Below are 21,094 nucleotides of genomic sequence, written 5' to 3'. Positions count from 1 at the left end.
GGGATCGGGTCAGGCGGGATCGGGTCAGGCGGAGAGCGCGCTCGCTTCAAGACGGTGGCGCGTGAGGCACTTGGGCAGGGGGCGGATCTGGAGGACGCCGTCCTGCGGCCGGACCTCGATGCCGACGCCGTACGCCGCGCTGAGGCGGGCCTCGGTGAGGACGGCCGCGGGGGTGCCGGAGGCGACGACGCGGCCGTCGACCAACAGCGTGACGTCGTCGGCCACGGCGGCGGCCTGGTTGAGGTCGTGCAGCACGACGCCCACCGCGACGCCGTGGTCGTCGGCGAGGTCGCGGATCAGGTCGAGCAGCTCGGACTGGTAGCGCAGGTCGAGGTGGTTGGTCGGCTCGTCGAGCAGCAGGACGCCGGTCTCCTGCGCGAGGCAGGACGCCAGCCACACCCGCTGGGTCTGGCCGCCGGACAGCTCGTCGACCTTGCGGTCCGCCAGGTCGGCGATGCCGGTGAGGTGCAGGGCGCGTTCAATGGCGGCCGGGCCGTGGGCGTCCGTGCCGAGGAAACGGGAGCGGTGGGGGTGGCGTCCCAGCGCCACCACCTCGCGCACGCTCATGCCGGCCGGGGTGGGGCGCTGCTGGGTGAGCATGGCCAGCCGGGTGGCGAACTCGCGGGCGGAGAGGGCCGCGCAGTCGATGTCACTGCCACCGTCGGCGTCCGCACCGACGAGGCGCAGGGAGCCGGCCGTCGTGGCGTGGAGGCGGGCCATGGCGCGCAGCAGCGTCGACTTGCCGGAGCCGTTCGGCCCCACCAACGCCCGGACGCGGCCGGCGCCGACGCTCAGGTCGGCGTCGTGCACCACGGTCAGCGGACCGTAGCCCAACGTGAGCCCGGAGGCGGTCAGGGCGGTCGTGGGCAACGCGGTCATGGGTTCAGGTTAGGTTGCCCTAACCTTCATTTGCAACACGTCCAGATTGCGAAATTGCCGCGTCGGTGGCGGGCATGCCGACGCGGCCGCGGCTGAGGCGGTCGACGACGAGCGCGATCGCGCCGTCGCCGGTGACGTTGGTGGCGGTGCCGAAGCTGTCGATGGCGATGTAGGTGGCGATCATCAGGCCCACCTGCGGCTCGGTGAAGCCGAGCATGGACGACAGCAGGGCGGCCGCCGTCATGATCGCGCCACCGGGGACGCCGGGGGCCGCGACCATCGTGATGCCGAGCATCATGACGAAGCCGACCATCAGCCCCAGATCGATCGGGACGCCGGCGAGCACCATGATGGCGAGGGCGAACGACGTGATCTTCACCGTCGACCCGGCGAGGTGGATCGTCGCGCACAGGGGCACGGTGAACGCGGCCACCGGCTCGGAGACACCCGCCTTGATCGCCTGGCGCAGCGTGACGGGGATGGTGGCGGCCGAGGACGAGGTGCCGAGCGCCGTCGCGTACGCCGGCAGCATGGTGGCCAGGGCGCGCAGGGGGTTGACGCGCGCGATCAGCCCGGCCACGCCGTACTGGATGAGCAGCAGGACGACCGTCAGCGCGAACACCAGCGCGATGACGCCGATGAACGTCACGATGATGCTGAACACCTGCCCGGCGACGGTCATGTTGAGGAAGATGCCGAAGATGTAGAGCGGCAGCAGCGGGATGAGGATCGTGGAGATCACCCATTCCACGATTTGGCGGAGCTCGACGAAGCCGCGCTGCAGGGCGTTGGTCGGCAGCAGCGTCAGCCCTACGCCGATGACGAACGAGAGCAGCAGTGCGGTCATGACGCCGAAGACCGGCGGCATCTCGACGGTGAAGTAGGGGCCGAGGAGGGCGTCCTCGGGGTTGTCGACCGACATCGGCAGGGAGCCCGGCGTCAGGATCATCGGGAACACCGTGAGGCCGACCGCCAGGGCCAGCAGACCCGCGAAAATGGTCGAGCCGTACGCGATGGCTGCGGTGATGCCGAGCCATTTGCCGGCCCCGCGGCCGAGCTCGGCGATCGCCGGGGTGATGAGCGCGACGATGATCAGCGGGATGATGAACGACAAGAAGTTGCCGAACAGGCCGTTGAACGTCACGAAGGCGCGGGCCAGCCAGTCGGGGAAGAACAGCCCGCAGACGATGCCGAGGGCGATGGCGATGAGGATGCGGGGCAGCAGCCCCAGGCGTGGCTTCATGGGCTCGATCCCTTGCGTTCGGGGAGGGGGGCCGCCTCGGCGAGGCGGTTCGCGCTCGTCACCCTAGCGGCCGGCCGGGCTCGGGCCGACGGCGTCCGTTGCGCTGATGGAGTAGGCTGCTCCCAGCGGTCCGCACCAGTCTTGCCTCGGGCCGCCTGATGATGCGGCCCCGTACGGGTCGCTGGTCGCGCCGCCCTGATCATCCGGATCAGACTTCGGCCGGGCGCGCCGGGCGAGACGCCCACCGAACCAGGACTCACTTCATGACTTCAGATTTTGCACGCCTCGGCGTGCCCACCCAGCTCGCCGACGTCCTCGCCGAGCGTGACATCACCGTTCCCACCCCGATCCAGGCCGCGACGCTGCCCGATTCGCTGGCCGGCCGCGACGTGCTCGGCCGCGGGCGCACCGGCTCGGGCAAGACCTACGCGTTCTGCCTGCCGCTCGTCGCGCGGCTGGCCGCGGACGACCGTCGGCGCAAGCCGGGGCGTCCGCGCGCCCTCGTGTTGGCCCCCACCCGGGAGCTCGCCGCCCAGATCGCGGCGTCGCTGAAGCCGCTGGCCGACGCCTCCCGGCTGTCGGTGCTGACCATCTTCGGCGGCGTCAACCAGAACCCGCAGGTGCGCTCGCTGGCAGGCGGCGTCGACGTGCTCGTCGCCACGCCCGGCCGGCTGCTCGATCTGCGGGATCAGGGCCACCTGCACCTGACCGACGTGACCGTCACGGTCATCGACGAGGCCGATCACATGAGCGACATGGGGTTCCTGCCCGCCGTGAAGCGCATCCTCGCCGCCACGCCGGCGCGCTCGCAGCGGCTGCTGTTCTCCGCGACGCTCGACAATGCGGTGGACGTGCTGGTGCGCCAGTTCCTGCACGACCCGGTGGTGCACGAGGCGGATTCCGCCGCGTCGCCCGTGGCGGCCATGGAGCACCACGTGCTGACGGTGTCGGCGGCCGAGCGCTCCGACGTCATCGCCGACCTCGCCGCCGCGCCCGGCCGGACGATCCTGTTCACCCGCACCAAGCACGGCGCGAAGAAGCTTGCCAAGCAGCTCGTGGCGCGGGGCATCCCGGCCGTTGACCTGCACGGCAACCTCAGCCAGAACGCGCGCACGCGCAACCTGGACGCCTTCGGCTCGGGCCGCGTCGAGACCTTGGTGTCGACCGACATTGCGGCCCGGGGCATCCACGTGGACGACGTCGCGCTTGTCGTGCACGCCGATCCGCCGGCCGAACACAAGGCCTACCTGCACCGCTCGGGTCGGACGGCGCGCGCCGGTTCGGCGGGCACCGTCGTCACGATCGCGACGCCCGACCAGCGCCGCGACGTCCAGGTGCTGATGCGGGCGGCGAAGATCCACCCGCGCATCACCGACGCCACGCCCGAGGTGCTGCGCGAGCTCGCGCCCGGGGAGCGGCAGCTCCTGCCGGCCGCTGAGGTGGCGGAGCGGACGCCGCAGGCCCCGGCTGCGCAGCCCTCGGGTCGCTCGGTTGGGCGCTCGAGCGGCTCGGGTGGCCGTGGCGGGCAGGCGTCCTCGGGGCGCGGTTCCGGTGGCGGGCGCCGCGGCGGGTCGCGGAGCGGCGCGAAGGCGTCCGGCCAGCCCGCGCGAGCCGGCTCAGGCGCGGGGGCGTCCGGTGGGGCGCCGTCCCGCTCCGGCGGAGCGGCGGCCTTCTCGGCCTCGGCCGGCCGCACCGGACGCCGCCGCTCCCGCTGACCCCCACCCCGCCCGCCCTGCGGGTTGGGAGTGAGTGGCTCGTGCTGGGGTTGTGCAACGGGTAGTGCCTTGGGTTGTGCCTTGGCATTTGGACCCGAGGAAATGGCGCCATGGCGCCACTTCCTCGGGTCCAATTGCTGCTGGGGGTGGGGGCGGCTGACGCTGGAATAGCAGCGGCGGTACCATGGTTGAGTCTGGTGGACTCAACTTCGTCATCACACCTTCGTGGAGGATTGCACCCATGGACACTGCCAAGCTCACCACCAAGAGCCGCGACGCCGTCTCCGCCGCGCTCCGCAACGCCCTGACCGCCGGCAACCCGCAGGCCGAGCCGAGCCACCTGCTGCACGGGCTGCTGATGGTGCCCGACAACACCGTCGGCGCCCTGATCAGCGCCGTCGGCGGCGACCCGGCAGCCGTTGATGCCGCCGCCCAGGCCGCCATCGCCAAGCTGCCCAGCTCGACCGGCTCGTCGGTGAGCCAACCGAGCCTGTCGGGCAGCTTCGCCCGTGTGCTCGCGGACGCCGAGACCCGCGCCCAGCAGCTGGGCGACGACTTCGTCGCCACCGAGCACCTGCTCATCGCACTGACGGCGGTGGCGTCCGACGTGCAGGCCGCCCTCACGCGCATCACCACGCCCGAGAAGCTCACCGAGGCCTTCAACGCCGCCCGCGGTGGCAAGCGCGTCACCAGCGCCGAGGCCGAGGGGGGCGAGTCGGCGCTGGAGAAGTACTCGGTCGACCTCACCGAGCGCGCCCGCTCCGGGTCGCTCGACCCGGTGATCGGCCGTGACGCCGAGATCCGCCGCGTCGTGCAGGTGCTGAGCCGCCGCACGAAGAACAACCCCGTCCTCATCGGCGAGCCCGGCGTCGGCAAGACGGCCGTCGTCGAGGGGCTGGCCCAGCGCGTCGTGGCCGGCGACGTGCCCGACAGTCTCAAGGGCCGGCGCGTCGTCAGCCTCGACCTGGCGAGCATGGTGGCCGGCGCCAAGTACCGCGGTGAATTCGAGGAGCGGCTCAAGGCCGTCCTCAGCGAAATCACCGAATCGCAGGGCCAGGTCGTCACGTTCATCGACGAGCTGCACACGGTTGTCGGCGCGGGGGCGTCCGGCGAGGGCGCCATGGACGCCGGCAACATGCTCAAGCCGATGCTCGCCCGCGGCGAGCTGCGCATGATCGGCGCCACCACGCTGGACGAGTACCGCGAGCGCATCGAGAAGGATCCGGCGCTGGAGCGCCGCTTCCAGCAGGTGTTCGTCGGCGAGCCGAGCGTGGAGGACACGATCGCCATCCTGCGCGGGCTGCGTGAGCGCTACGAAGCGCACCACAAGGTGCGCATCACCGACAGCGCGCTCGTGGCCGCCGCGCAGCTCTCGAGCCGCTACATCACCAGCCGCCAGCTGCCTGACAAGGCCATCGACCTGATCGACGAGTCGGCGTCGCGGCTGCGCATGGAGATCGACTCCAGCCCGGAGGAGATCGACCAGCTCCGCCGCCAGATCGACCGCATGACCATGGAGCAGTTCGCCCTCGAGAAGGAGGAGGATGCCGCCAGCACCGAGCGCCGCGACCGGCTCGGCGCCGAGCTGGCCGACGCCCAGGAGGAGCTCCGCGGACTCGAGGCGCGGTGGGAGGCCGAGAAGCAGGGCCTCAACCGGGTCGGCGAGATCAAGGCGGAGGTCGACGCCCTGCGCGCCGAGGCCGAGCGGTCGCAGCGCGAGGGCGACCTGACGCACGCGTCCGAAATTCTCTACGGCCGCATCCCCCAGCTGGAGTCCGAGCTCGATTCGGCCGCCGAGGAGGAGGCCAGCCGCGTCCCGATGGTGGCCGAGGAGGTGTCGGCTGCCGACATCGCCGAGGTGGTCAGCAGCTGGACGGGCATCCCGGTCGGCAAGATGTTGCAGGGCGAGAGCGAGAAGCTCCTCACGATGGAGGACCAGCTCGGACGCCGCCTCATCGGCCAGCGCGAGGCGGTGGCCGCGGTGTCGGACGCCGTGCGCCGCAGCCGGGCGGGCATCAGCGACCCGAACCGGCCGACGGGTTCGTTCCTGTTCCTGGGGCCCACCGGCGTCGGCAAGACCGAACTGGCGAAGTCGCTGGCGGCGTTCCTGTTCGACGACGAGCGCGCCATGGTGCGCATCGACATGAGCGAGTACGGCGAGAAGCACTCCGTGTCGCGGCTCGTCGGTGCCCCTCCGGGCTACGTCGGGTACGAGGAGGGCGGCCAGCTCACCGAGGCGGTGCGGCGGCGTCCGTACTCGGTCGTGCTGCTCGACGAGGTGGAGAAGGCGCACCCCGACGTGTTCAACATCCTGCTGCAGGTGTTCGACGACGGACGCCTCACCGACGGCCAGGGCCGCACGGTGGACTTCCGCAACGTCATCCTCATCATGACGAGCAACCTGGGCTCGCAGTACCTCGCCGATCCGGCCCTGCAGGCGTCCACGAAGCGCGACGCCGTGATGGGCGTGGTGCGGCAGGCGTTCAAGCCGGAATTCCTCAACCGGCTGGACGACATCGTGATGTTCGATCCGCTGTCCCAGGACGACCTGACGCACATCGTCGAGATCCAGCTCGCCCGGGTGGCCGCGCGGCTGGCCGATCGGCGGATCACGCTGGAGCTGACCGACGCCGCCAAGGCCTGGCTGGCCGCGACGGGGTTTGACCCGGTGTACGGCGCGCGTCCGCTCAAGCGGCTGATCCAGACCTCGGTCGAGGACGCCCTCGCCCGCCGACTGCTGGCCGGCGAGTTGCACGAGGGGGACGCGATCACGTTCGACGTGGGTGCCGACGACGCGGGACTGACCGTCGTCAACTGACGCGGTGGTGGGCTGATCGCGGTGCCGGCGGGGCGCCGGCCGGGCCCGGCTCAGCGGCGGGGGCGCTTGCGCTTCTGTGTGCGGGGCCGGGCTGTCGCGGCGGTTGTTCCGGAGGTGCTGGGGCGCCGCGTGGTCGGCCCCGGCGTGGCGGGCGGCTGCAGATCACCGGGGCGCGGGCGGCGTCCGAGGCGGTCGAACAGCTGGTTGAAGGCGAACGCCGCGGCCACCGTGAGCGTGATGCCGATGCCGGCGACGACGTTCAGACCGGTGGTCACCGCGACCGGAACGAAGAATGCAGCGCCCGCCACGGCGACGGCGACGAAGCGGACCCACCACGTCTGCACCTCGCGGGCGTCCAGGACGGCGCTCACCAGGAGCAGCGGCACGACGGAACAGAACAGCAGCACGCCTTGGCCGGGGGTGAGGGCGAGCAGCACCGTGGCCAGCACGGCGACGAGGGCCACCATGAGCAGGCGTCCGGCGAAGCGGGCCCAGGCGGTCTGGCGGGGCGTCATGCTGCTCATCTCCTGAGGTTCGGGCGGGCAGGGAGGCGCTGAGACGCCGGCTGCGGGCCGGCGCTCGGTCGGAGCCGCCCCGGATGACGCTAGGCGAGCGGGCCTCGGGGAGCAACCGGAGCGGCGTCCGGTGGGGAGTGCCGGGTGGCGTCTTGGGGGGCGAGACGATCGAGTGAATTCGCTGCGGGACTGCCCGACGTGGGTGCACGCTGTGCAGCACCCAACCCCCAGCCCCCAGAGGCCCGCGCCAGGGGACTCGAAGAAGGACGCCCCCCATAATTCCTCGCCCGCTCCGTCACACCCTGAGTGCCCTCCTGCTCGCCTTGGTTCTTGCGCTGGGAACGGTGGGTTTCGCGCCCACCGCCCAAGCCGCTCCGTCGGCGTCCGTGCAGCGCGCCGCTCTGCAGAAAGCGGCCCTCGCGCGTATCAAGGCGTTGCTGCCGGCTGACGCCGCGCGCCGGGTGGCGGCATTGCGGCAGGAGACCGATGTCATCGATCCGACGCTCTACGAGTGCGGCCCCACCGAGCTGGACGCCTGGGTTCAGGAGCAGGTCGCGTCGTTCTCGACCGTGGATCGACTCGTGATCCAATTCACGGCGTTGGACGCCTACCCGACGTATGACGCCATGATGTTCGGCGATGCGGCCGACCCCTTCTACGCCGCCCCGGACGCTGCCGTCGCCGGCGCTTTCACCGGTGCGCGGGCGTTCTGGACGCCCGCCCTTCCCGCGACGCAGTTGCTCGGCATGCGCTCGGAGATGGTGCGCGACGCGGCGAAGGTGGCCCGCATCGGTGGCCTGGTGTTCGGGTTCGACGCCGCCACGGCCCAGCTCTACGGGCGCCTGGTCACCGCGTACGTGCGGCTCAGCCCGGGCCTGCAGCAGGGGCGCCACCCCATCCTGAGCTTCGGGGCGTTCGCGTCGGGTGACCCCGGTGACGACTCGGCCAACCGCATCATCATTGGGCACGGCCTGCTGGTGGGGTATGACGACCTCGGGTACGCCGACGTGGCGGGCCCGTTCATCACGGCGCACGAGGTGGGGCACACCGTCCAGCTGGCGGCGGGGCTCTACGACGCCTACACCGGCGAGCCGGAGGAGACCCGCTATCTGGAGCTCATGGCCGATGCGACCGCCGCCTACTACTCCGCACACCCCGCCGGGCTGGACCTGCGCGAGCAGCGGGTGGAGCAGTTCGTGGCCGTGGCCCGCACCGTCGGCGACTGCGCCTTCGACAGCGGCGGCCACCACGGCACGCCGAACCAGCGAGCGCGTGCCGCGCAGTGGGCGGCCACGGTGTCGGACGCCGCACGTCCGGCCGGGCGCGTCCTGACGTTCGCGGAGTTCCGATACGCCTTCGATGCCGCCTACCCGAATCTGATCGCCCCGGACGCCGCCCCCGCAGACGCCTGATCGCGTCCCTGCCCAAGGGGTCGCGTCCGTCTGGAACCCCGTGGGGCAGTCGGATCCCTACAGCAGCCAGGGGGTCCCTGCCGGGTTCTTTTGGGGTGGCCGGCGCTCTGCGGTAACCGCCGCGTCCCTGCCGGTACTGCCGCCTCCTGTCCTGACTGCCGCCCCCCTGTCGGTACTGCCTCCCCCCTGCCGGTACTGCCGCGTCTTCCCTGCCGGTACTGCCGCGTCCCTGCCCCAACCGCCGCCTCCCTGTCCGACGCGCACGACCCTGCCGTCGCAACGCTGGGGAGGTTGGCTTCGAACAGGGCGGCGGAGGGATGGGCAGGGAGGCGAGCCCTTGGGCAGGGCGGCGAGGGCATCGGCAGGGGGACTCTCTCGCACGCTGCCCCCCGGGCGGTGCGGGCAGGGCTTGCGGGCCCGGCTGCTTCCATGCCGAGGCGTCACCGCGTAAGGGCTGCTGCTGCAGGCGCCGCTCGCGTCGAGAACCCATGCACAAGCCAGCCTTGTCGACGCCAGCCGCCCGTATTGCGTCGAGAGTCCATGCACAAGTCGGCGTTGTCGACGCCAGCCGCCCGGATTGCGTCGAGAGTCCATGCACAAGTCGGCCTCGTCGACGCCAGCCACCCGGAGTGCGTCGAGAAACCCATGCACAAGTCGGCCTCGTCGAGATGCCGGATGCTGAATGCCCTCTGGCGGCCGCACGGACGCCCCGCAGCTCCCTCGACGCCCTCAAACTCCATCTTCTGTCTCAAACTCCGCCACCAATCCCGGAGTTTGAGCCCCAAGTGAGCGTGTCGGCGCGCCTCTGGGCGCCCGCACCGGCCCGGCGGGGGTCCCGAACAGGGGGTGGGCTGGCTAGGGTCGGGGTAACGCCACACACAGGAGGCCCTCATGCCGTACCTCACCGTGCCCAAGGAGTCACCGGTCACCGAGATGACCCCGATCCAGCTCTATGTCGAGGATTCCGGGGGCCCGGGACGCCCCGTGGTGCTGATTCACGGCTGGCCGCTGTCCGCCGAGGCGTGGAGCGCGCAGACCGATGCCCTCGTTGCCGCCGGGCACCGCGTCATCGCCTACGACCGCCGCGGGTTCGGCCGCTCCGACAAGGCCCCCAACGGCTACGACTACGACACCTTCGCGCGCGACCTGGATGAGATCATCACCCAGCTCGACCTTGACGGCGCCGTCCTCGTCGGTTTCTCGATGGGCGGCGGCGAGGTGGCTCGTTACCTCGGCACGTACGGCGAGCGGCGCGTCGCCGGGGCCGTGCTCGCCGCGTCCGTCACGCCCGCCCTCTGCATCACCGGAGACAACCCCGACGGCGGCATGCCGTTCGAGGGGTTCGCCGAGCTCCGCAACCAGTGCCGGGGAGACCGTCAGGGCTTCCTGGCCCAGTTCATGACCAACTTTTTCAGCAATCCGGACGCCCTCGCCGTCAGTCAGTCCCAGCTCGACGAGGCCCTGCGGATCGCCGGCCAGGGCTCCGACCAGGCGCTGCAGGACAGCATCATCGCCTGGGCCACCGACTTCCGCGCCGACCTGGCGAAGCTCACCGTGCCCACGCTGGTCATCCACGGCGACTCCGACAACAATGTGCCGTTCGAGGCGTCCGGCCAGCGGGCCCACGCGCTCATCCAGGGCTCGCGGCTGCACGTGGTCGCCGGCGGCCCGCACGGCATCAACGTCAGCCATGCCGACGAGTTCAATCGGGTGCTGCTCGATTTCATCGCCTCCCTCTGAGCCTCACCCGGACGCCATGCGTGCACACCTGGAGGCCGATCCCTTCCACCCCGGCGCGTTCCGCGTGGTGGCGGGGGAGACGTCCCAGTCCTACGTCAACCCCGACGACCCGCTGCACTTGGAGTTCGAGTACGTCCAGCGCATCACCGAGGCGCTCGGCGCGACGGTGCTGGCCCGCCCCGCTGACGAGCGCGTCCGTGTGGTGCACCTCGGCGGCGGCGGGCTGTCGATCCCGCGGTGGGTGGCGGCGCGGCGTCCGGGCACCGCGCAGATCGTGTGTGAGCCGGACGCCGACCTGGTCGACGACGTCCGCCGGCTCCTCCCGTTGCCGAAGCAGTCGGGCATCAAGGTGCGGGTGGTGGACGGCCGCTCGGGGCTGGCCGCCATGCCGCCGGACTTCCTGGACGCCCTCGTGCTGGACGCCTTCGACGGCCCTCGGGTGCCGGCCTCGCTGACCACCGCGGAGTTCTTCGACGACCTGGCGCTGCGCCGGCGTCGCGGCGCGGTGCTGTGCGCCAACATCACCGACCGCGCCCCCTTCGGCTGGGCCCGCCGCTTCGTCGCCGGGGTGCGGGGGAGCTTCCGGCAGGTGATGGTGAGCGCGGAGTCGCCGGTGTGGAAGGGGCGGCGCTTCGGCAACCTGGTGGTGGTGGCGTCCGACGCCGTGCTGCCCGCCACCGAGCTCTCGCGGCTCGCCGCGCGGGCCGCGTTCCCGTACCGGGTGCTGGCCGGGCGCGAGGTGGTCGACTGGATCTCCGACGCCTCGCCGTTCACCGACGCCGATGCCCAGGCATCACCGGTGCCCAAGCGGGGCACCTGGTTCTCCTAGGGGCCCGCCCGGAAGGACACCCCACCAGCTCGACACCGGCCGGACACGGCATCCGCACGAGGCATACTGAGGCGGTGAGCACGACGACCCGTCCCCAGCGAGCGGCCAAGCCGCGCCGTGGTGGCCGCGTCGTCACCGCGGTCGGAGTCATCTGCCTCGTGCTGGGCCTGGGCGTTCTGGGATGGTCGAGCTACGACCTGTTCTGGAACCCGCTCGTCGACCCACAGGTCGCCGCCCAAGAGCGCGCCGAGCTGCGCGAGCAATGGGAGGCGAACGCCGAGCCCGGGCGTCCGCTGCCGGGGGACGCCGTCGCGCTGCTGCGGATCCCCGCGTTCGGCGACGACTTCGAACAGCCCGTCCTCGTCGGTGCCGACCTGCCCACCCTCAAGCGCGGGCTGGGCTGGTACGAGGGCACCGCCGAGCCCGGCCAGCTGGGCAACTTCGCCGTCGCCGGCCACCGCGGGACTCGGGGACCGCTCGCCCCGCTGCTGGATCTCCGGGCCGGTGACGAGGTCGTCGTCGAGACGGCCGACGCCATCTTCACCTATGCGCTCACCAACAACCCGGCCGAGATGACCGTCAAGGACACCGACACCTGGGTGCTGCAGCCGGTGCCCGGCCATCCGGAGGTGCGCCCCACCGAAGCGCTCCTGACGCTCACCACCTGCCACGATCTGTTCCGCTCCGACAACCGGGCGATCGCGTTCGCCACCCTGGTGTCGACGCAGCAGAAGTAGGCAGCAGGTTCGGCCTCAACCGCCGTGCGTCCGGCCAGGGGCCGGTCCCCGATCTGCGCCTGCCCGGTTTGCGCTTGTCCGCTGTGCGCCTCGCTCGACTTGTTGAGTGCCTGACCCGCGCCGTGCGCGGCCGGATGCGACGAAAAGGCGACAGTGAGTGCGCACTCATTCGACGTTTACGCTCAACGGGCGACCCGGTCTCTCATCGAGTGTCACGTTTTCGTCGCGGGGATCCACCGCCCATGGCTCACGGGGTGCGCATCGCGGCCACCAGATCCAACCGGGCCGCGTACGTGGCCGGTGGCATCGCGGCGAGCGCAGCAGCGAGCACGGCCAGGATGCCCACGCCGGCGGTGAAGTCGACGGGGGTGGTGAAGCCGGTGAGGTGGTCGGCCACCCCCGCGCCCAAGCAGACGTCCAGCGCGCGCAGCACCTGGTGGCGACATGGACACCTCCGTCGCTGACCCGACGGTCCGCGCCCTCGGTAGGCTCACGGCCATGAGCGATCGCGACGAACTCATCGGCCACATCAAGAACACCGCGGTGGTGTGGGGGAAGGTGACGCTGGCGTCCGGCAAGGAGGCCGACTACTACGTCGACCTGCGCCGTGTCACCCTCGACGGGGTGGCGTCCCCGCTGGTCGGACGCGTCATGCGCGAGCTGGTCGCCGACTGGAGTTTCGACGCCGCCGGTGGGCTGACCCTCGGCGCCGACCCGGTGGCCACCGCCATGCTGCACGCCGCGGCGGCGTCCGGCCAACGGCTGGACGCGTTCGTCGTGCGCAAGGAGTCCAAGGCGCACGGGCTCCAGCGGCGCATCGAGGGCACCGAGGTGGCGGGCCGTCCCGTCCTGGTGGTGGAGGACACCTCGACCACTGGGGGGTCCGTGATGCAGGCCGTGGAGGCGGTGCAGGAGGCGGGCGGCACCGTCGTCGGCGTCGCGACGATCGTCGACCGCAACACCGGCGTCCGGGAGCTCATCGAGGCCGCCGGGCTGCCGTACCGCTTCGCGGTGGGGCTCGCCGACCTCGGTCTGGGCTGATCCCCGACCACGCGGGGGTCACCGGCTAGGGTGGTCGCAGCACACCCGAAGGAGAACCATGGGTCCGATCGAGATCATCCTGATCGTCCTGCTGCTCGTCGTCGTCGGCGTCGTCGGCTGGGGCCTCAGCGCCTACAACGGCTTCATCCGGCAGCGCAACCTGATCCAGGAGTCCTGGCGACAGGTCGACGTGGAGCTGAACCGCCGCTACGAACTCATCCCGAACCTGGTCGAGACGGTCCGCGCGTTCGCGGGGCACGAGCGCAACACCCTCGAGGGCATCGTCCGGCTGCGCTCGCAGGCGCAGCAGCTGAGCTCGTCCGAGCACGGCGAGGTGCCCTCGGCCGAGCGCGCCCAGGTGGAGGAGCAGCTGACCGGTGCCGTGCGCGGCCTGATGGTGAGCGTCGAGGCGTACCCGGAGCTCAAGAGCAACCAGAACTTCCTCGAGCTCCAGCGCCAGCTGGCCGAGACGGAGGATCGCATCGCCGCCGGCCGCCGCTACTACAACGCCAACGTGCGCAACTACAACACGCGCATCGAGTCGGTGCCCAGCAACATGATCGCCAACCAGTTCAACTTCCAGAAGGCGACGTACTTCGAGGTCAACGACCCCGAGGTCCGCAGCACCCCCAACGTCAGCTTCGGCGAGATCAGCTACCGCGGGGACGCCCCCGCCGGCGGTGGTGCGACGCCGGCGTCCGGCCAGCTGGGCACCAGCGCGCCGAACGAGCTGCCCAACCCGCAGGGCCAGGAGCGTGGGCCGATCCAGTTCGATCAGCAGAGCCAGTTCGATCAGCAGCCGCAGCAGGCAGACCGCCCGGCGCAGTATCCCGACGGCACCGAGCCGCCGGCCCAGCGCTGATCGCCTGAGCCGCCCAGCCCGTGCGGGCCTCGTCCGATTCGGACGGGGCCCGCACGGGCGTCCGGGACGTGTGGGGCCGTCTCAGCCGCGCGGGTCGGGCGAGCGGCGGCGTCCGAGCGCCCACTCGATGACCATGGGCAGCAGCGAGACGGCCACGATGGCGACCAACACCACCTCGATGTTGTCGCCGACGAACGGCACCTGGCCCAGGAAGTAGCCGGCCAGGGTCAGCAGCACCGCCCACGCGACGCCACCGACCGCCGTCCAGCGCAGGAAGGTGCCGCGGGCCATGCCGGACGCCCCGGCGACGAGGGTCACGAAGGTGCGCAGCACGGGCACGAACCGCGCGAGCAGCAGGGCCCGCGGGCCGTGGCTGTCGAAGAAGGCGCGGGTGGTGAGCACGTGCTTCGGGTCGAACACCCGGCCCCAGAACCCGGGGCGCGGACGAAACAGCAGGGGCCCCACGCGGGCGCCGACGCTGTAGCCGATGACGTTGCCGAGCACGGCGGCGACGCTGAGCACCGGCAGGCAGATCACCAGGACGGCCCACGGGGGCAGGGTGCCGAACGTGATGGAGGGCGGCGTCATGGCGATCAGCATGCCCACGGTGAACAGCAGCGAGTCCCCCGGCAGGAAGGGGAAGATCGCGCACTCGATGATGAGGATCGCGGCCACGCCCCACAGGGCGCCGTTGCCCAGCGCGTGGATGAGGGTGGCGGGGTCCAACCACGCGGGCAGGAGCAGGGGCGCCAGGCCGGGCAACGTCATGGGGTGGACGCTACGCCGCGCAGCTGAGTGCCGCCTGTGAAGCGGGCGTCACGCCGTGTCGGCGGGCGCAGGTCAGCCCGCGTCGATGGCGTCCCGCTCGCCGGCGTAGCGGTCCTCGACCTTGCTGAACAACCACGAGGCCACGATGCCCGCCAGCAGCATGGCGGCGCAGAAGACGAGGAACAGCGGCAGGCCCAGGCCAGCCTTCTCGACTGCTTCGGCGGTGAACACGACCGTCGGGAAGATGGCCACCGATGAGCCGATGACCATGCCGAGGATGAAGTGGTACATGCCGGCGTAGTGGGTGTCGAAGGCCCAGCTTGCGGCTTTCGCGAACAGCAGGACGCAGGCGACGAGGCCCACGAACAGCGGAATGAAGACGGTCGGGTCGAGATCCCGGATGCCCTCGGCCATCTTGTCGTAGAGCCCGAAGTAGATGAGGAAGTTTGACGGGCTCATGCCGGGCACGATGACGCCGAGGCCGATCAGCGCGCCGGAGCCGAACCACACAGGGATCGACGGGGGCACGTTCAGGTCCATCTGGCCGCCGAACAGCATCAGGGCGAAGATCAGCACCGCGGAGACGCCGAGGATCACGAGGTGCTTCGGGGCGCGTCCGTTCTTGCCGGCCTGACGCCACAGCGACGGGAACGTGCCGATCACGAACCCGATGAACAGGCACACGAACGCCGCCTCGTAGCGGCCGAACGCGGCCGCGACGAGGATGGAGAACAAGATGATGCCGATCACCGCGCCGATGCCGACGGGGATGAAGTAGCGCACGTTCGCGAGGAACCGGTGCCGGATGTTGCCGAGGAAGCGGATCATCGGGTCGTAGATCTTGAAGATCACGGCCAGCACCCCCCCGGAGAGCCCGGGCAGGATGAACCCGATGCCGACGGCGATGCCCTTGAGCAGCCGGACGAGCCAGGCGCCGACGGACTCGGGGGCGTCGAGGTGGCGGTCGGTGGCGTCCGGGCGGGCGGACGGGGTCTGCGCCGGCTGCGTCGTACTCATGGTTTCTCTCTCGCGTCACGGGGGTGGAGCCCCACCATGGTAGGTCCGGGGTCCGACGAATCCCGCCTCGCGCGGCCGCCGCGTGGCAACCGCTACCTTGGGCCCATGGCAACCGACGACCCCACGGCTCCCGCGGTCGGCGTCGGCCCCCACCCCGAGCCGTGGCCGGCCGACCCGCGGCTCGACCCGGAACTGTTGGCCTCCGGCGACGCCCGCAACGTGGTGGACGCCTACCGCTACTGGCGCCCGGACGCGATCGTCGCCGACCTCGACACCCGCCGCAGCCCCCTGCACGTCGCCATCCAGAACTTCGAGCACGACTTCAACATCGGCTCGGTGGTGCGCACCGCGAACGCCTTCAACGTGGCCGGCGTCCACCTGCTCGGACGCCGGCGCTGGAACCGCCGCGGCGCCATGGTGACCGACCGCTATCTCCACGTGCACCACCACGCCGACGTGGGAGAGTTCGCCCGCTGGCTGGCGGCGCGGGGCGTCACGCCGGTGGGGGTCGACAACCTGCCGGGCTCGGTGCCCCTCGAGACCGCCGCCCTGCCCCGCGACTGCTGCCTGGTGTTCGGCTCGGAGGGCCCCGGGCTGACCGCCGAGGTCGTCGCGGTGTGCGCGCAGGTGGTGGCGATCACCCAGCGTGGCTCGACGCGCTCGTTGAACGCGGGTGCCGCCGCGGCCATCGCGATGTACCACTGGAACCTGCGGCACGCCTCCGGCTAGCACCGGGGGCCGCGGTCTCGCGTCAGGCGGGCAGGTCGGACGCCGTGCGCCACAGCTCGGTGCCGTCGCGGGTGATCCGCGCGGACGCCGCGTCGGCGTCCAGCTCGACGCGCAGCCGCTCGCCGCCCTCGCCGACGGCGTCGTACACGTATCGGGTGTTGCTCAGCTCCACCGGCTCGACGCGGGCGCGGATGAGCCATGGGTGCTGGCGCCGCAGCGCGATGAGGCCCTCGTACGCGTGACGCACGGGCGCTCCGAGCGCGGACAGCTCCTCGGGGTGCACCGGCAGGTAGGGGCGCACGTCGTCGTCACCGCCCCAGTCCTCGCGCTTGGTGCCCGTGAAGCCCTCCTCGTCGCCGTAGTAGACGCTCGGCACGCCGCCGACGGTGAACAGCACGGTGGCCGCGAGGACGGCCTTCGCCTGGCCCACGCGCGTGGCGATGCGCGTCACGTCGTGGTTGCCCACGAACGTGTTGGGCGCGAACGTGGCGAGCAGGGCGTTGTGGCGGCCCAGTGCATGGTCGAGCTCGAAGAAGTTGGCGTCCAGCAGCGAGCTCCACAGCGCCTTCCAGAGCTCGTACTGCGTCACCGAATCGAGCCCGGACGCCCGCGCGTACCCCGCGTAGTCGCCGTGGATCATCTCGCCGAGGATCCAGGCCTCGGGGAATTCCGCCCGGACGCGGGGCAGCACCTTGGCCCAGAACTCCGCGGGCACCGCGTAGGCCGCGTCGAGGCGCCAGCCGTCGATGCCGCGGCGCAGCCAGTGGAGCATCACGTCGGCCACGAGATCGACCACGGCGTCGGAGTCGTGGTTGAACGCGACGAGCTGGCCGTGGCCCTCGAAGTCGGCCGGGCGGGGCTCCCCGGAGCTCCAGTCGATGCGGAACAGGGCGTTCTCGGGGGCGTCCGGGCTGGCCAACGCCGCGCGGAAGAGGGGGTGGTGCTCGCCCACGTGGTTGAACACCCCGTCGAGCACGATCCGGACGCCGCGGGCGTGGGCCGCCGCGATGAGTCCGTCGAGGTCGGCGTCGTCGCCGAGCCGGGGGTCGATCTCCAGGTGGTCGAGGGTGTCGTAGCCGTGGCTCGTCGAGGTGAAGATCGGCCCGAGGAGCAGCCCGTTGCAGCCGAGGCCGACGAGGTGGTCGAGCCAGCCGGTGAGGTGGCCGAGGCGATGGGTCAGGGCGCGCTCGTCGTCGGAGGCCGGCCGGATGGGCGCGCCGGTGAATCCCAGCGGGTAGACGTGCCACCAGATCACGTGGTCGGTCCAGGTCATGGGGGATCCTCCTCGGGTGAACGTGCGCGGGGCTGCTGAGGGGTGAGGTGAGTCGGACTCACCTACGGGTCGAGGCTAGCGCATCGGGTGTGGTGAGTCCAGCTCACCTGGTGGGCTAGGGTGATGGTGTGACTGTGCCCGAGGTGCCGCGAGCCCGCCTGGCCGGCGCGGAGCGGCGCGAAGCGATCCTCGCGGCCGCCGCAGAGGTGCTCGCGCGGCGTCCGTACCCGGAGATGTCGGTCGCTGCGGTCGCCGAGGCTGCCGGGGTGTCGGAGGCCCTGGTGTTCAAGCACTTCGCGACCAAACCCGCCCTGTACGCCGCCGCCCTGGGCCGCGTGGCGGCGGGGTTGGCCGTGCGTCGTGACGCCGCGGACGCCGCCGCCCACCACGCCGGCGCGCGCGATCGCGTCCGCGGCGCGCTGGTCGTGCTGCTCGACGCGCTGGCCGCGGACGGGGGACACGCCGGCTTCAGCCCCCACCCCGACGACCCGCCCCTCGTCGCGGCCGCCCGCCGCGATGCGCGCGCCGAATGGTTGGTGTGGCTGGGCGGCGTCCTGCTGCCGAACGACGACGCGCGCGACGGCTACGCCTTGGTCGGATTCCTAGGGTTCCTGGACGCCGCCTGCGCCCAGTGGCGCGACGAGGGCTGTCCGGAGAATCACCGCTGGCCGCTGGTCGACGCCGCCCTGGGTGCCCTGGAGGGTGCGCTGGGCGACTGGCGGCGCTGAGGCGTCCGACGCGTGGAGGGGGCGTCGTGCGCTGGTGGCGGCTGGCCCGGGCTGGTGAGCGGCTCGCGGGTCCGGATCGTCGGAGCGGCTGGGTAGCATGACGGCCATGAGTCAGCCGCCCCCCGCCCCGCCGCCGGGTGGATGGCCGCCGCCCGCCCCGGGGCAGCAGGGGTGGCCGGCGCCTCAGCAGAGTCAGCAGGGGTGGCCGCCGCCTCAGCAAAGTCAGCAGGGCTGGCCGCCGCCGCAGCAGGCTCAGCAGGCGTGGCCCCCGCCCCAGCAAGGGTGGCCCCCGCCCCAGCAGACGCACGCATGGCCGCCGCCCCACCAGGGCCAACAGGGGTGGCCGGCGCCGCAGCAGGGCATGCAGGCCTGGCCGCCCGGCCAGGCGCCGCAGCAGGGCATGCACGCCTGGCTGCCGCCCGGGCAGGTTCAGCAGGCCTGGCCCCCCTTGGAGTTTGGCCCGCCCACGCGGTCGGGCCCGGTCGGTGACTGGCCGCCGCCGACCACCCAGCCGGTGCCCGGCCCGGAGCCGGCCGCCGCGGCGCCGGAGCCGGCGGCGTCCGTCACAGCCGTCGCGACCTTGGAGCGACCCGAGCCGATCCCCAGCGAGGCGTTGGACCACCCGGTGTTCTTCGACCCCGCCCCCGCCGTCGCCTGGTGGCACAAGCAGCGCGGTGCACTGCGTGGCCGCATCGTGTCGCTGGTGCTCAGCCTCGTCATCTGGGCGGCCCTGTGGTGGTTCACCCGCGAGCCGGACAATGCGCTCGGCTGGCAGTGGGGGCCGCTGTCGTGGTGGATCGCGGGGATCAGCGTCGGGGTGTCGGTGCTGATGATCGTGTGGGCCGCGGTGCAGTTCCGCCGCGCGAAACGCGCCGTCGCCGCCCTGCACGAGGGGCTCGCGCTCGGCATCGGCCGGGGCGGCCTGTACCTCGACGACACCCTCGTCCGTTGGCCCGATCTCGCGGGGCTGGACGTCCACCCCGGCCGTCTTGGCGGCAGCGCGCGCCTCGTGGTGCGCACGGCGTCCGGGGCGAATCACACGCTGCCGTTGGACCACCTGGCCGCCACGCCGGCGTCCATCGACGGGGCCATCCGCGCCCTCTCGGGAGGACGGGCCTGGCTCGACCTGACCCGTCTGGACGACTGAGCGACCGCTCCTGGGCGGTTTGGACGGGCGGGCTGCCGAGCCGGGGGAAATGCGGTTGAATGGAGGAGCCAGAATCAACGTTCCAGGCAGGAGACCACAACCATGCCCATTGCAACTCCCGACGTCTACGCGGAGATGATCGACCGCGCGAAGTCGAAGGGCTTCGCCTACCCGGCGATCAACATCACCTCGTCCCAGACCCTCAACGCGGCCATCCAGGGCTTCGCGGAGGCCGAGTCCGACGGCATCATTCAGGTGTCGACCGGTGGCGCCGAGTACGCGTCCGGCCAGAAGGTCAAGGACATGGTGACCGGCGCGGTGGCCCTCGCCGAGTTCGCCCACATCGTGGCCGCGAAGTACTCCGTCAACATTGCGGTGCACACCGACCACTGCCCGAAGGACAAGCTGGACGGCTACGTGCGTCCGCTGCTAGAGGTGTCCGCCGAGCGCGTGAAGGCCGGCAAGGACCCGCTGTTCCAGTCCCACATGTGGGACGGCTCGGCCGTGCCGCTGGAGGAGAACCTGCAGATCGCCGAGGAGCTCCTGGCGAAGACCTCCGCGAACAAGCAGATCCTCGAGATCGAGGTCGGCGTCGTCGGTGGCGAGGAGGACGGCGTCGCCAACGAGATCAACGACAAGCTGTACTCCACGATCGAGGACGGCATGGCCACCGCCAAGGCCCTCGGCCTCGGTGAGAACGGCCGCTACATCACGGCCCTGACCTTCGGCAACGTGCACGGCGTGTACAAGCCCGGCGCCGTGAAGCTGCGCCCGGCCGTGCTGAAGGAGATCCAGGACGCCGTCGGCGCCGAGTACGGCAAGGAGCGCCCGTTCGACCTGGTGTTCCACGGCGGCTCCGGCTCCACGCCGGAGGAGATCGCGGACGCGGTGAAGTACGGCGTCATCAAGATGAACATCGACACCGACACCCAGTACGCATTCAGCCGCCCGGTGGTCGACTGGATGTTCCGCAACTACGACGGTCTGCTGAAGATCGACGGCGAGGTCGGCAACAAGAAGCAGTACGACCCGCGCGCCTGGGGCAAGCAGGCTGAGGCCGGCATGGCCCAGCGCATCGTCGAGGCCTGCCAGAACCTCGGTTCGGTCGGCACGCACGCCTGATCGGTGCCCTCTGACGGACGCCGCCCGAATCGGGTGGTTCGTCTGATCTGATCGCGCACCACGGCGCCTCGCTCCGCACAGGAGCGGGGCGTCGTTGGCGTTGCGGGGGTCCACCGCGTCGAGAAGGCGGGCTTGTGCATGGGTTGTCGACGCGGATGGGCCTGGGCTCGAGAAGGGGGGGCTTGTGCATGGGTTGTCGACGCGGATCGGCGCGGGGGCGTCGAGAAGGCGTGCTTGTGCCTGGGTGGTCGACGGAGATGGGTGCGGGGGCGTCGAGAAGCCGGGCTTGTGCATGGCCTGTCGGCAGAGGGCCGGCATCGCGCGCCGACGGCGGCTCGGGCCGTGAGCTCCTCTGCCCCGGACGGCCGCGACCCTGGCTGAGACTGCGACTCCCTGTCGTTGCGGCCGCCCCCCTGTCGGTGGCACCGCTGCCCTGTTCGAAACGCACCACCCTGCCGTCGCACGGAATGAATCAAGCTGTTTGGGACAGTTGGGTTGGGGGTTGGTTGATCCAGACGT

Annotated in this window: 19 protein-coding genes; 12 read left to right on the top strand and 7 right to left on the bottom strand. The window is 71.5% G+C overall.

The window, feature by feature from the left end; genetic code table 11:
• Positions 1–24 precede the first annotated feature (24 nt).
• Both IFY26_RS16545 and IFY26_RS16540 read right to left on the bottom strand, forming a co-directional pair.
• The gene (locus tag IFY26_RS16545; RefSeq protein WP_232550110.1) at positions 25–879 is read right to left on the bottom strand and encodes an ABC transporter ATP-binding protein; all 855 of its coding nucleotides are present in this window, start codon (positions 877–879) and stop codon (positions 25–27) included.
• 19 nt (positions 880–898) lie between these two features.
• Positions 899–2,122 carry a dicarboxylate/amino acid:cation symporter gene (locus IFY26_RS16540; RefSeq protein WP_232550109.1) on the bottom strand — a complete coding sequence of 408 codons (1,224 nt, stop codon included), beginning with the start codon at positions 2,120–2,122 and terminating at the stop codon, positions 899–901.
• Positions 2,123–2,385: 263 nt separating this feature from the next.
• Here IFY26_RS16540 and IFY26_RS16535 point away from each other — a divergent pair, with 263 nt between their 5' ends.
• Together IFY26_RS16535 and clpB are read left to right on the top strand one after the other, a co-directional pair.
• Entirely contained in the window at positions 2,386–3,837 is a 1,452-nt protein-coding gene (locus tag IFY26_RS16535; protein ID WP_232550108.1) for a DEAD/DEAH box helicase, read from the top strand.
• A gap of 241 nt (positions 3,838–4,078) precedes the next feature.
• Complete coding sequence (gene clpB / locus IFY26_RS16530; protein WP_232550107.1) at positions 4,079–6,655, top strand: ATP-dependent chaperone ClpB; 2,577 nt, start codon at positions 4,079–4,081, stop codon at positions 6,653–6,655.
• A gap of 50 nt (positions 6,656–6,705) precedes the next feature.
• Here the strand turns inward: clpB and IFY26_RS16525 are convergent, their stop codons facing one another.
• Positions 6,706–7,179: a hypothetical protein gene (locus tag IFY26_RS16525; protein ID WP_232550106.1), complete on the bottom strand. Its 474-nt coding sequence runs from the start codon at positions 7,177–7,179 to the stop codon at positions 6,706–6,708.
• Between the two features lie 335 nt (positions 7,180–7,514).
• Between IFY26_RS16525 and IFY26_RS16520 the strand changes: the two genes are divergently transcribed.
• The 4 genes from IFY26_RS16520 (at position 7,515) to IFY26_RS16505 (ending at position 11,888) form a co-directional block, all read left to right on the top strand.
• Entirely contained in the window at positions 7,515–8,582 is a 1,068-nt protein-coding gene (locus IFY26_RS16520) for a hypothetical protein (RefSeq protein WP_232550105.1), read from the top strand.
• Positions 8,583–9,473: 891 nt separating this feature from the next.
• Positions 9,474–10,322 carry an alpha/beta fold hydrolase gene (locus tag IFY26_RS16515; protein ID WP_232550104.1) on the top strand — a complete coding sequence of 283 codons (849 nt, stop codon included), beginning with the start codon at positions 9,474–9,476 and terminating at the stop codon, positions 10,320–10,322.
• Between the two features lie 16 nt (positions 10,323–10,338).
• Positions 10,339–11,151 (top strand): spermidine synthase, encoded by an 813-nt coding sequence (locus tag IFY26_RS16510; protein WP_232550103.1) that lies wholly within the window; start codon positions 10,339–10,341, stop codon positions 11,149–11,151.
• 74 nt (positions 11,152–11,225) lie between these two features.
• Positions 11,226–11,888: a class E sortase gene (locus IFY26_RS16505; protein ID WP_232550102.1), complete on the top strand. Its 663-nt coding sequence runs from the start codon at positions 11,226–11,228 to the stop codon at positions 11,886–11,888.
• A gap of 247 nt (positions 11,889–12,135) precedes the next feature.
• Here IFY26_RS16505 and IFY26_RS16500 read toward each other — a convergent pair whose 3' ends face one another.
• The gene (locus IFY26_RS16500) at positions 12,136–12,321 is read right to left on the bottom strand and encodes a hypothetical protein (RefSeq protein ID WP_232550101.1); all 186 of its coding nucleotides are present in this window, start codon (positions 12,319–12,321) and stop codon (positions 12,136–12,138) included.
• A 65-nt stretch (positions 12,322–12,386) separates the two neighbouring features.
• Between IFY26_RS16500 and pyrE the strand changes: the two genes are divergently transcribed.
• Together pyrE and IFY26_RS16490 are read left to right on the top strand one after the other, a co-directional pair.
• Positions 12,387–12,929: an orotate phosphoribosyltransferase gene (pyrE, locus tag IFY26_RS16495; protein ID WP_232550100.1), complete on the top strand. Its 543-nt coding sequence runs from the start codon at positions 12,387–12,389 to the stop codon at positions 12,927–12,929.
• Between the two features lie 58 nt (positions 12,930–12,987).
• Positions 12,988–13,791, top strand: coding sequence for a LemA family protein (locus tag IFY26_RS16490; RefSeq protein WP_232550099.1), 804 nt, complete (start codon positions 12,988–12,990; stop codon positions 13,789–13,791).
• Positions 13,792–13,872: 81 nt separating this feature from the next.
• On the opposite strand, the gene IFY26_RS16485 is transcribed toward IFY26_RS16490, so the two are convergent.
• Positions 13,873–14,559 (bottom strand): DedA family protein, encoded by a 687-nt coding sequence (locus IFY26_RS16485; protein WP_232550098.1) that lies wholly within the window; start codon positions 14,557–14,559, stop codon positions 13,873–13,875.
• A gap of 72 nt (positions 14,560–14,631) precedes the next feature.
• Positions 14,632–15,576 (bottom strand): DUF368 domain-containing protein, encoded by a 945-nt coding sequence (locus IFY26_RS16480; RefSeq protein ID WP_232550097.1) that lies wholly within the window; start codon positions 15,574–15,576, stop codon positions 14,632–14,634.
• A 105-nt stretch (positions 15,577–15,681) separates the two neighbouring features.
• Here IFY26_RS16480 and IFY26_RS16475 point away from each other — a divergent pair, with 105 nt between their 5' ends.
• Complete coding sequence (locus IFY26_RS16475; protein ID WP_232550096.1) at positions 15,682–16,305, top strand: TrmH family RNA methyltransferase; 624 nt, start codon at positions 15,682–15,684, stop codon at positions 16,303–16,305.
• A 22-nt stretch (positions 16,306–16,327) separates the two neighbouring features.
• Here the strand turns inward: IFY26_RS16475 and IFY26_RS16470 are convergent, their stop codons facing one another.
• Positions 16,328–17,578: an alpha-amylase family protein gene (locus tag IFY26_RS16470; RefSeq protein WP_232550095.1), complete on the bottom strand. Its 1,251-nt coding sequence runs from the start codon at positions 17,576–17,578 to the stop codon at positions 16,328–16,330.
• A 128-nt stretch (positions 17,579–17,706) separates the two neighbouring features.
• Here IFY26_RS16470 and IFY26_RS16465 point away from each other — a divergent pair, with 128 nt between their 5' ends.
• The 3 genes from IFY26_RS16465 to fbaA all read left to right on the top strand — a co-directional run bounded on the left by IFY26_RS16465 (position 17,707) and on the right by fbaA (position 20,575).
• On the top strand, positions 17,707–18,306 hold the full coding sequence (locus IFY26_RS16465) for a TetR family transcriptional regulator (RefSeq protein ID WP_232550094.1): 600 nt from the start codon (positions 17,707–17,709) through the stop codon (positions 18,304–18,306).
• Positions 18,307–18,667: 361 nt separating this feature from the next.
• Complete coding sequence (locus tag IFY26_RS16460) at positions 18,668–19,453, top strand: hypothetical protein (protein ID WP_232550093.1); 786 nt, start codon at positions 18,668–18,670, stop codon at positions 19,451–19,453.
• A 102-nt stretch (positions 19,454–19,555) separates the two neighbouring features.
• Positions 19,556–20,575, top strand: coding sequence for a class II fructose-bisphosphate aldolase (fbaA, locus tag IFY26_RS16455; protein ID WP_232550092.1), 1,020 nt, complete (start codon positions 19,556–19,558; stop codon positions 20,573–20,575).
• The last annotated feature ends 519 nt before the right edge of the window (positions 20,576–21,094 follow it).

This window comes from Propioniciclava soli (assembly GCF_014858005.1).
GTDB lineage: Bacteria > Actinomycetota > Actinomycetes > Propionibacteriales > Propionibacteriaceae > Propioniciclava > Propioniciclava soli.
This window is presented reverse-complemented; position numbering and strand designations above follow the sequence as displayed.

Excerpts from the sequence above, each read along its gene's own strand:
- IFY26_RS16545 (WP_232550110.1), bottom strand. The coding sequence starts at position 879 with ATGACCGCGTTGCCCACGACCGCCCTGACCGCCTCCGGGCTCACGTTG.
- IFY26_RS16540 (WP_232550109.1), bottom strand. The coding sequence starts at position 2,122 with ATGAAGCCACGCCTGGGGCTGCTGCCCCGCATCCTCATCGCCATCGCC.
- IFY26_RS16535 (WP_232550108.1), top strand. The coding sequence starts at position 2,386 with ATGACTTCAGATTTTGCACGCCTCGGCGTGCCCACCCAGCTCGCCGAC.
- clpB (WP_232550107.1), top strand. The coding sequence starts at position 4,079 with ATGGACACTGCCAAGCTCACCACCAAGAGCCGCGACGCCGTCTCCGCC.
- IFY26_RS16525 (WP_232550106.1), bottom strand. The coding sequence starts at position 7,179 with ATGAGCAGCATGACGCCCCGCCAGACCGCCTGGGCCCGCTTCGCCGGA.
- IFY26_RS16515 (WP_232550104.1), top strand. The coding sequence starts at position 9,474 with ATGCCGTACCTCACCGTGCCCAAGGAGTCACCGGTCACCGAGATGACC.
- IFY26_RS16510 (WP_232550103.1), top strand. The coding sequence starts at position 10,339 with ATGCGTGCACACCTGGAGGCCGATCCCTTCCACCCCGGCGCGTTCCGC.
- pyrE (WP_232550100.1), top strand. The coding sequence starts at position 12,387 with ATGAGCGATCGCGACGAACTCATCGGCCACATCAAGAACACCGCGGTG.
- IFY26_RS16490 (WP_232550099.1), top strand. The coding sequence starts at position 12,988 with ATGGGTCCGATCGAGATCATCCTGATCGTCCTGCTGCTCGTCGTCGTC.
- IFY26_RS16485 (WP_232550098.1), bottom strand. The coding sequence starts at position 14,559 with ATGACGTTGCCCGGCCTGGCGCCCCTGCTCCTGCCCGCGTGGTTGGAC.
- IFY26_RS16480 (WP_232550097.1), bottom strand. The coding sequence starts at position 15,576 with ATGAGTACGACGCAGCCGGCGCAGACCCCGTCCGCCCGCCCGGACGCC.
- IFY26_RS16475 (WP_232550096.1), top strand. The coding sequence starts at position 15,682 with ATGGCAACCGACGACCCCACGGCTCCCGCGGTCGGCGTCGGCCCCCAC.
- IFY26_RS16470 (WP_232550095.1), bottom strand. The coding sequence starts at position 17,578 with ATGACCTGGACCGACCACGTGATCTGGTGGCACGTCTACCCGCTGGGA.
- IFY26_RS16460 (WP_232550093.1), top strand. The coding sequence starts at position 18,668 with ATGCAGGCCTGGCCGCCCGGCCAGGCGCCGCAGCAGGGCATGCACGCC.
- fbaA (WP_232550092.1), top strand. The coding sequence starts at position 19,556 with ATGCCCATTGCAACTCCCGACGTCTACGCGGAGATGATCGACCGCGCG.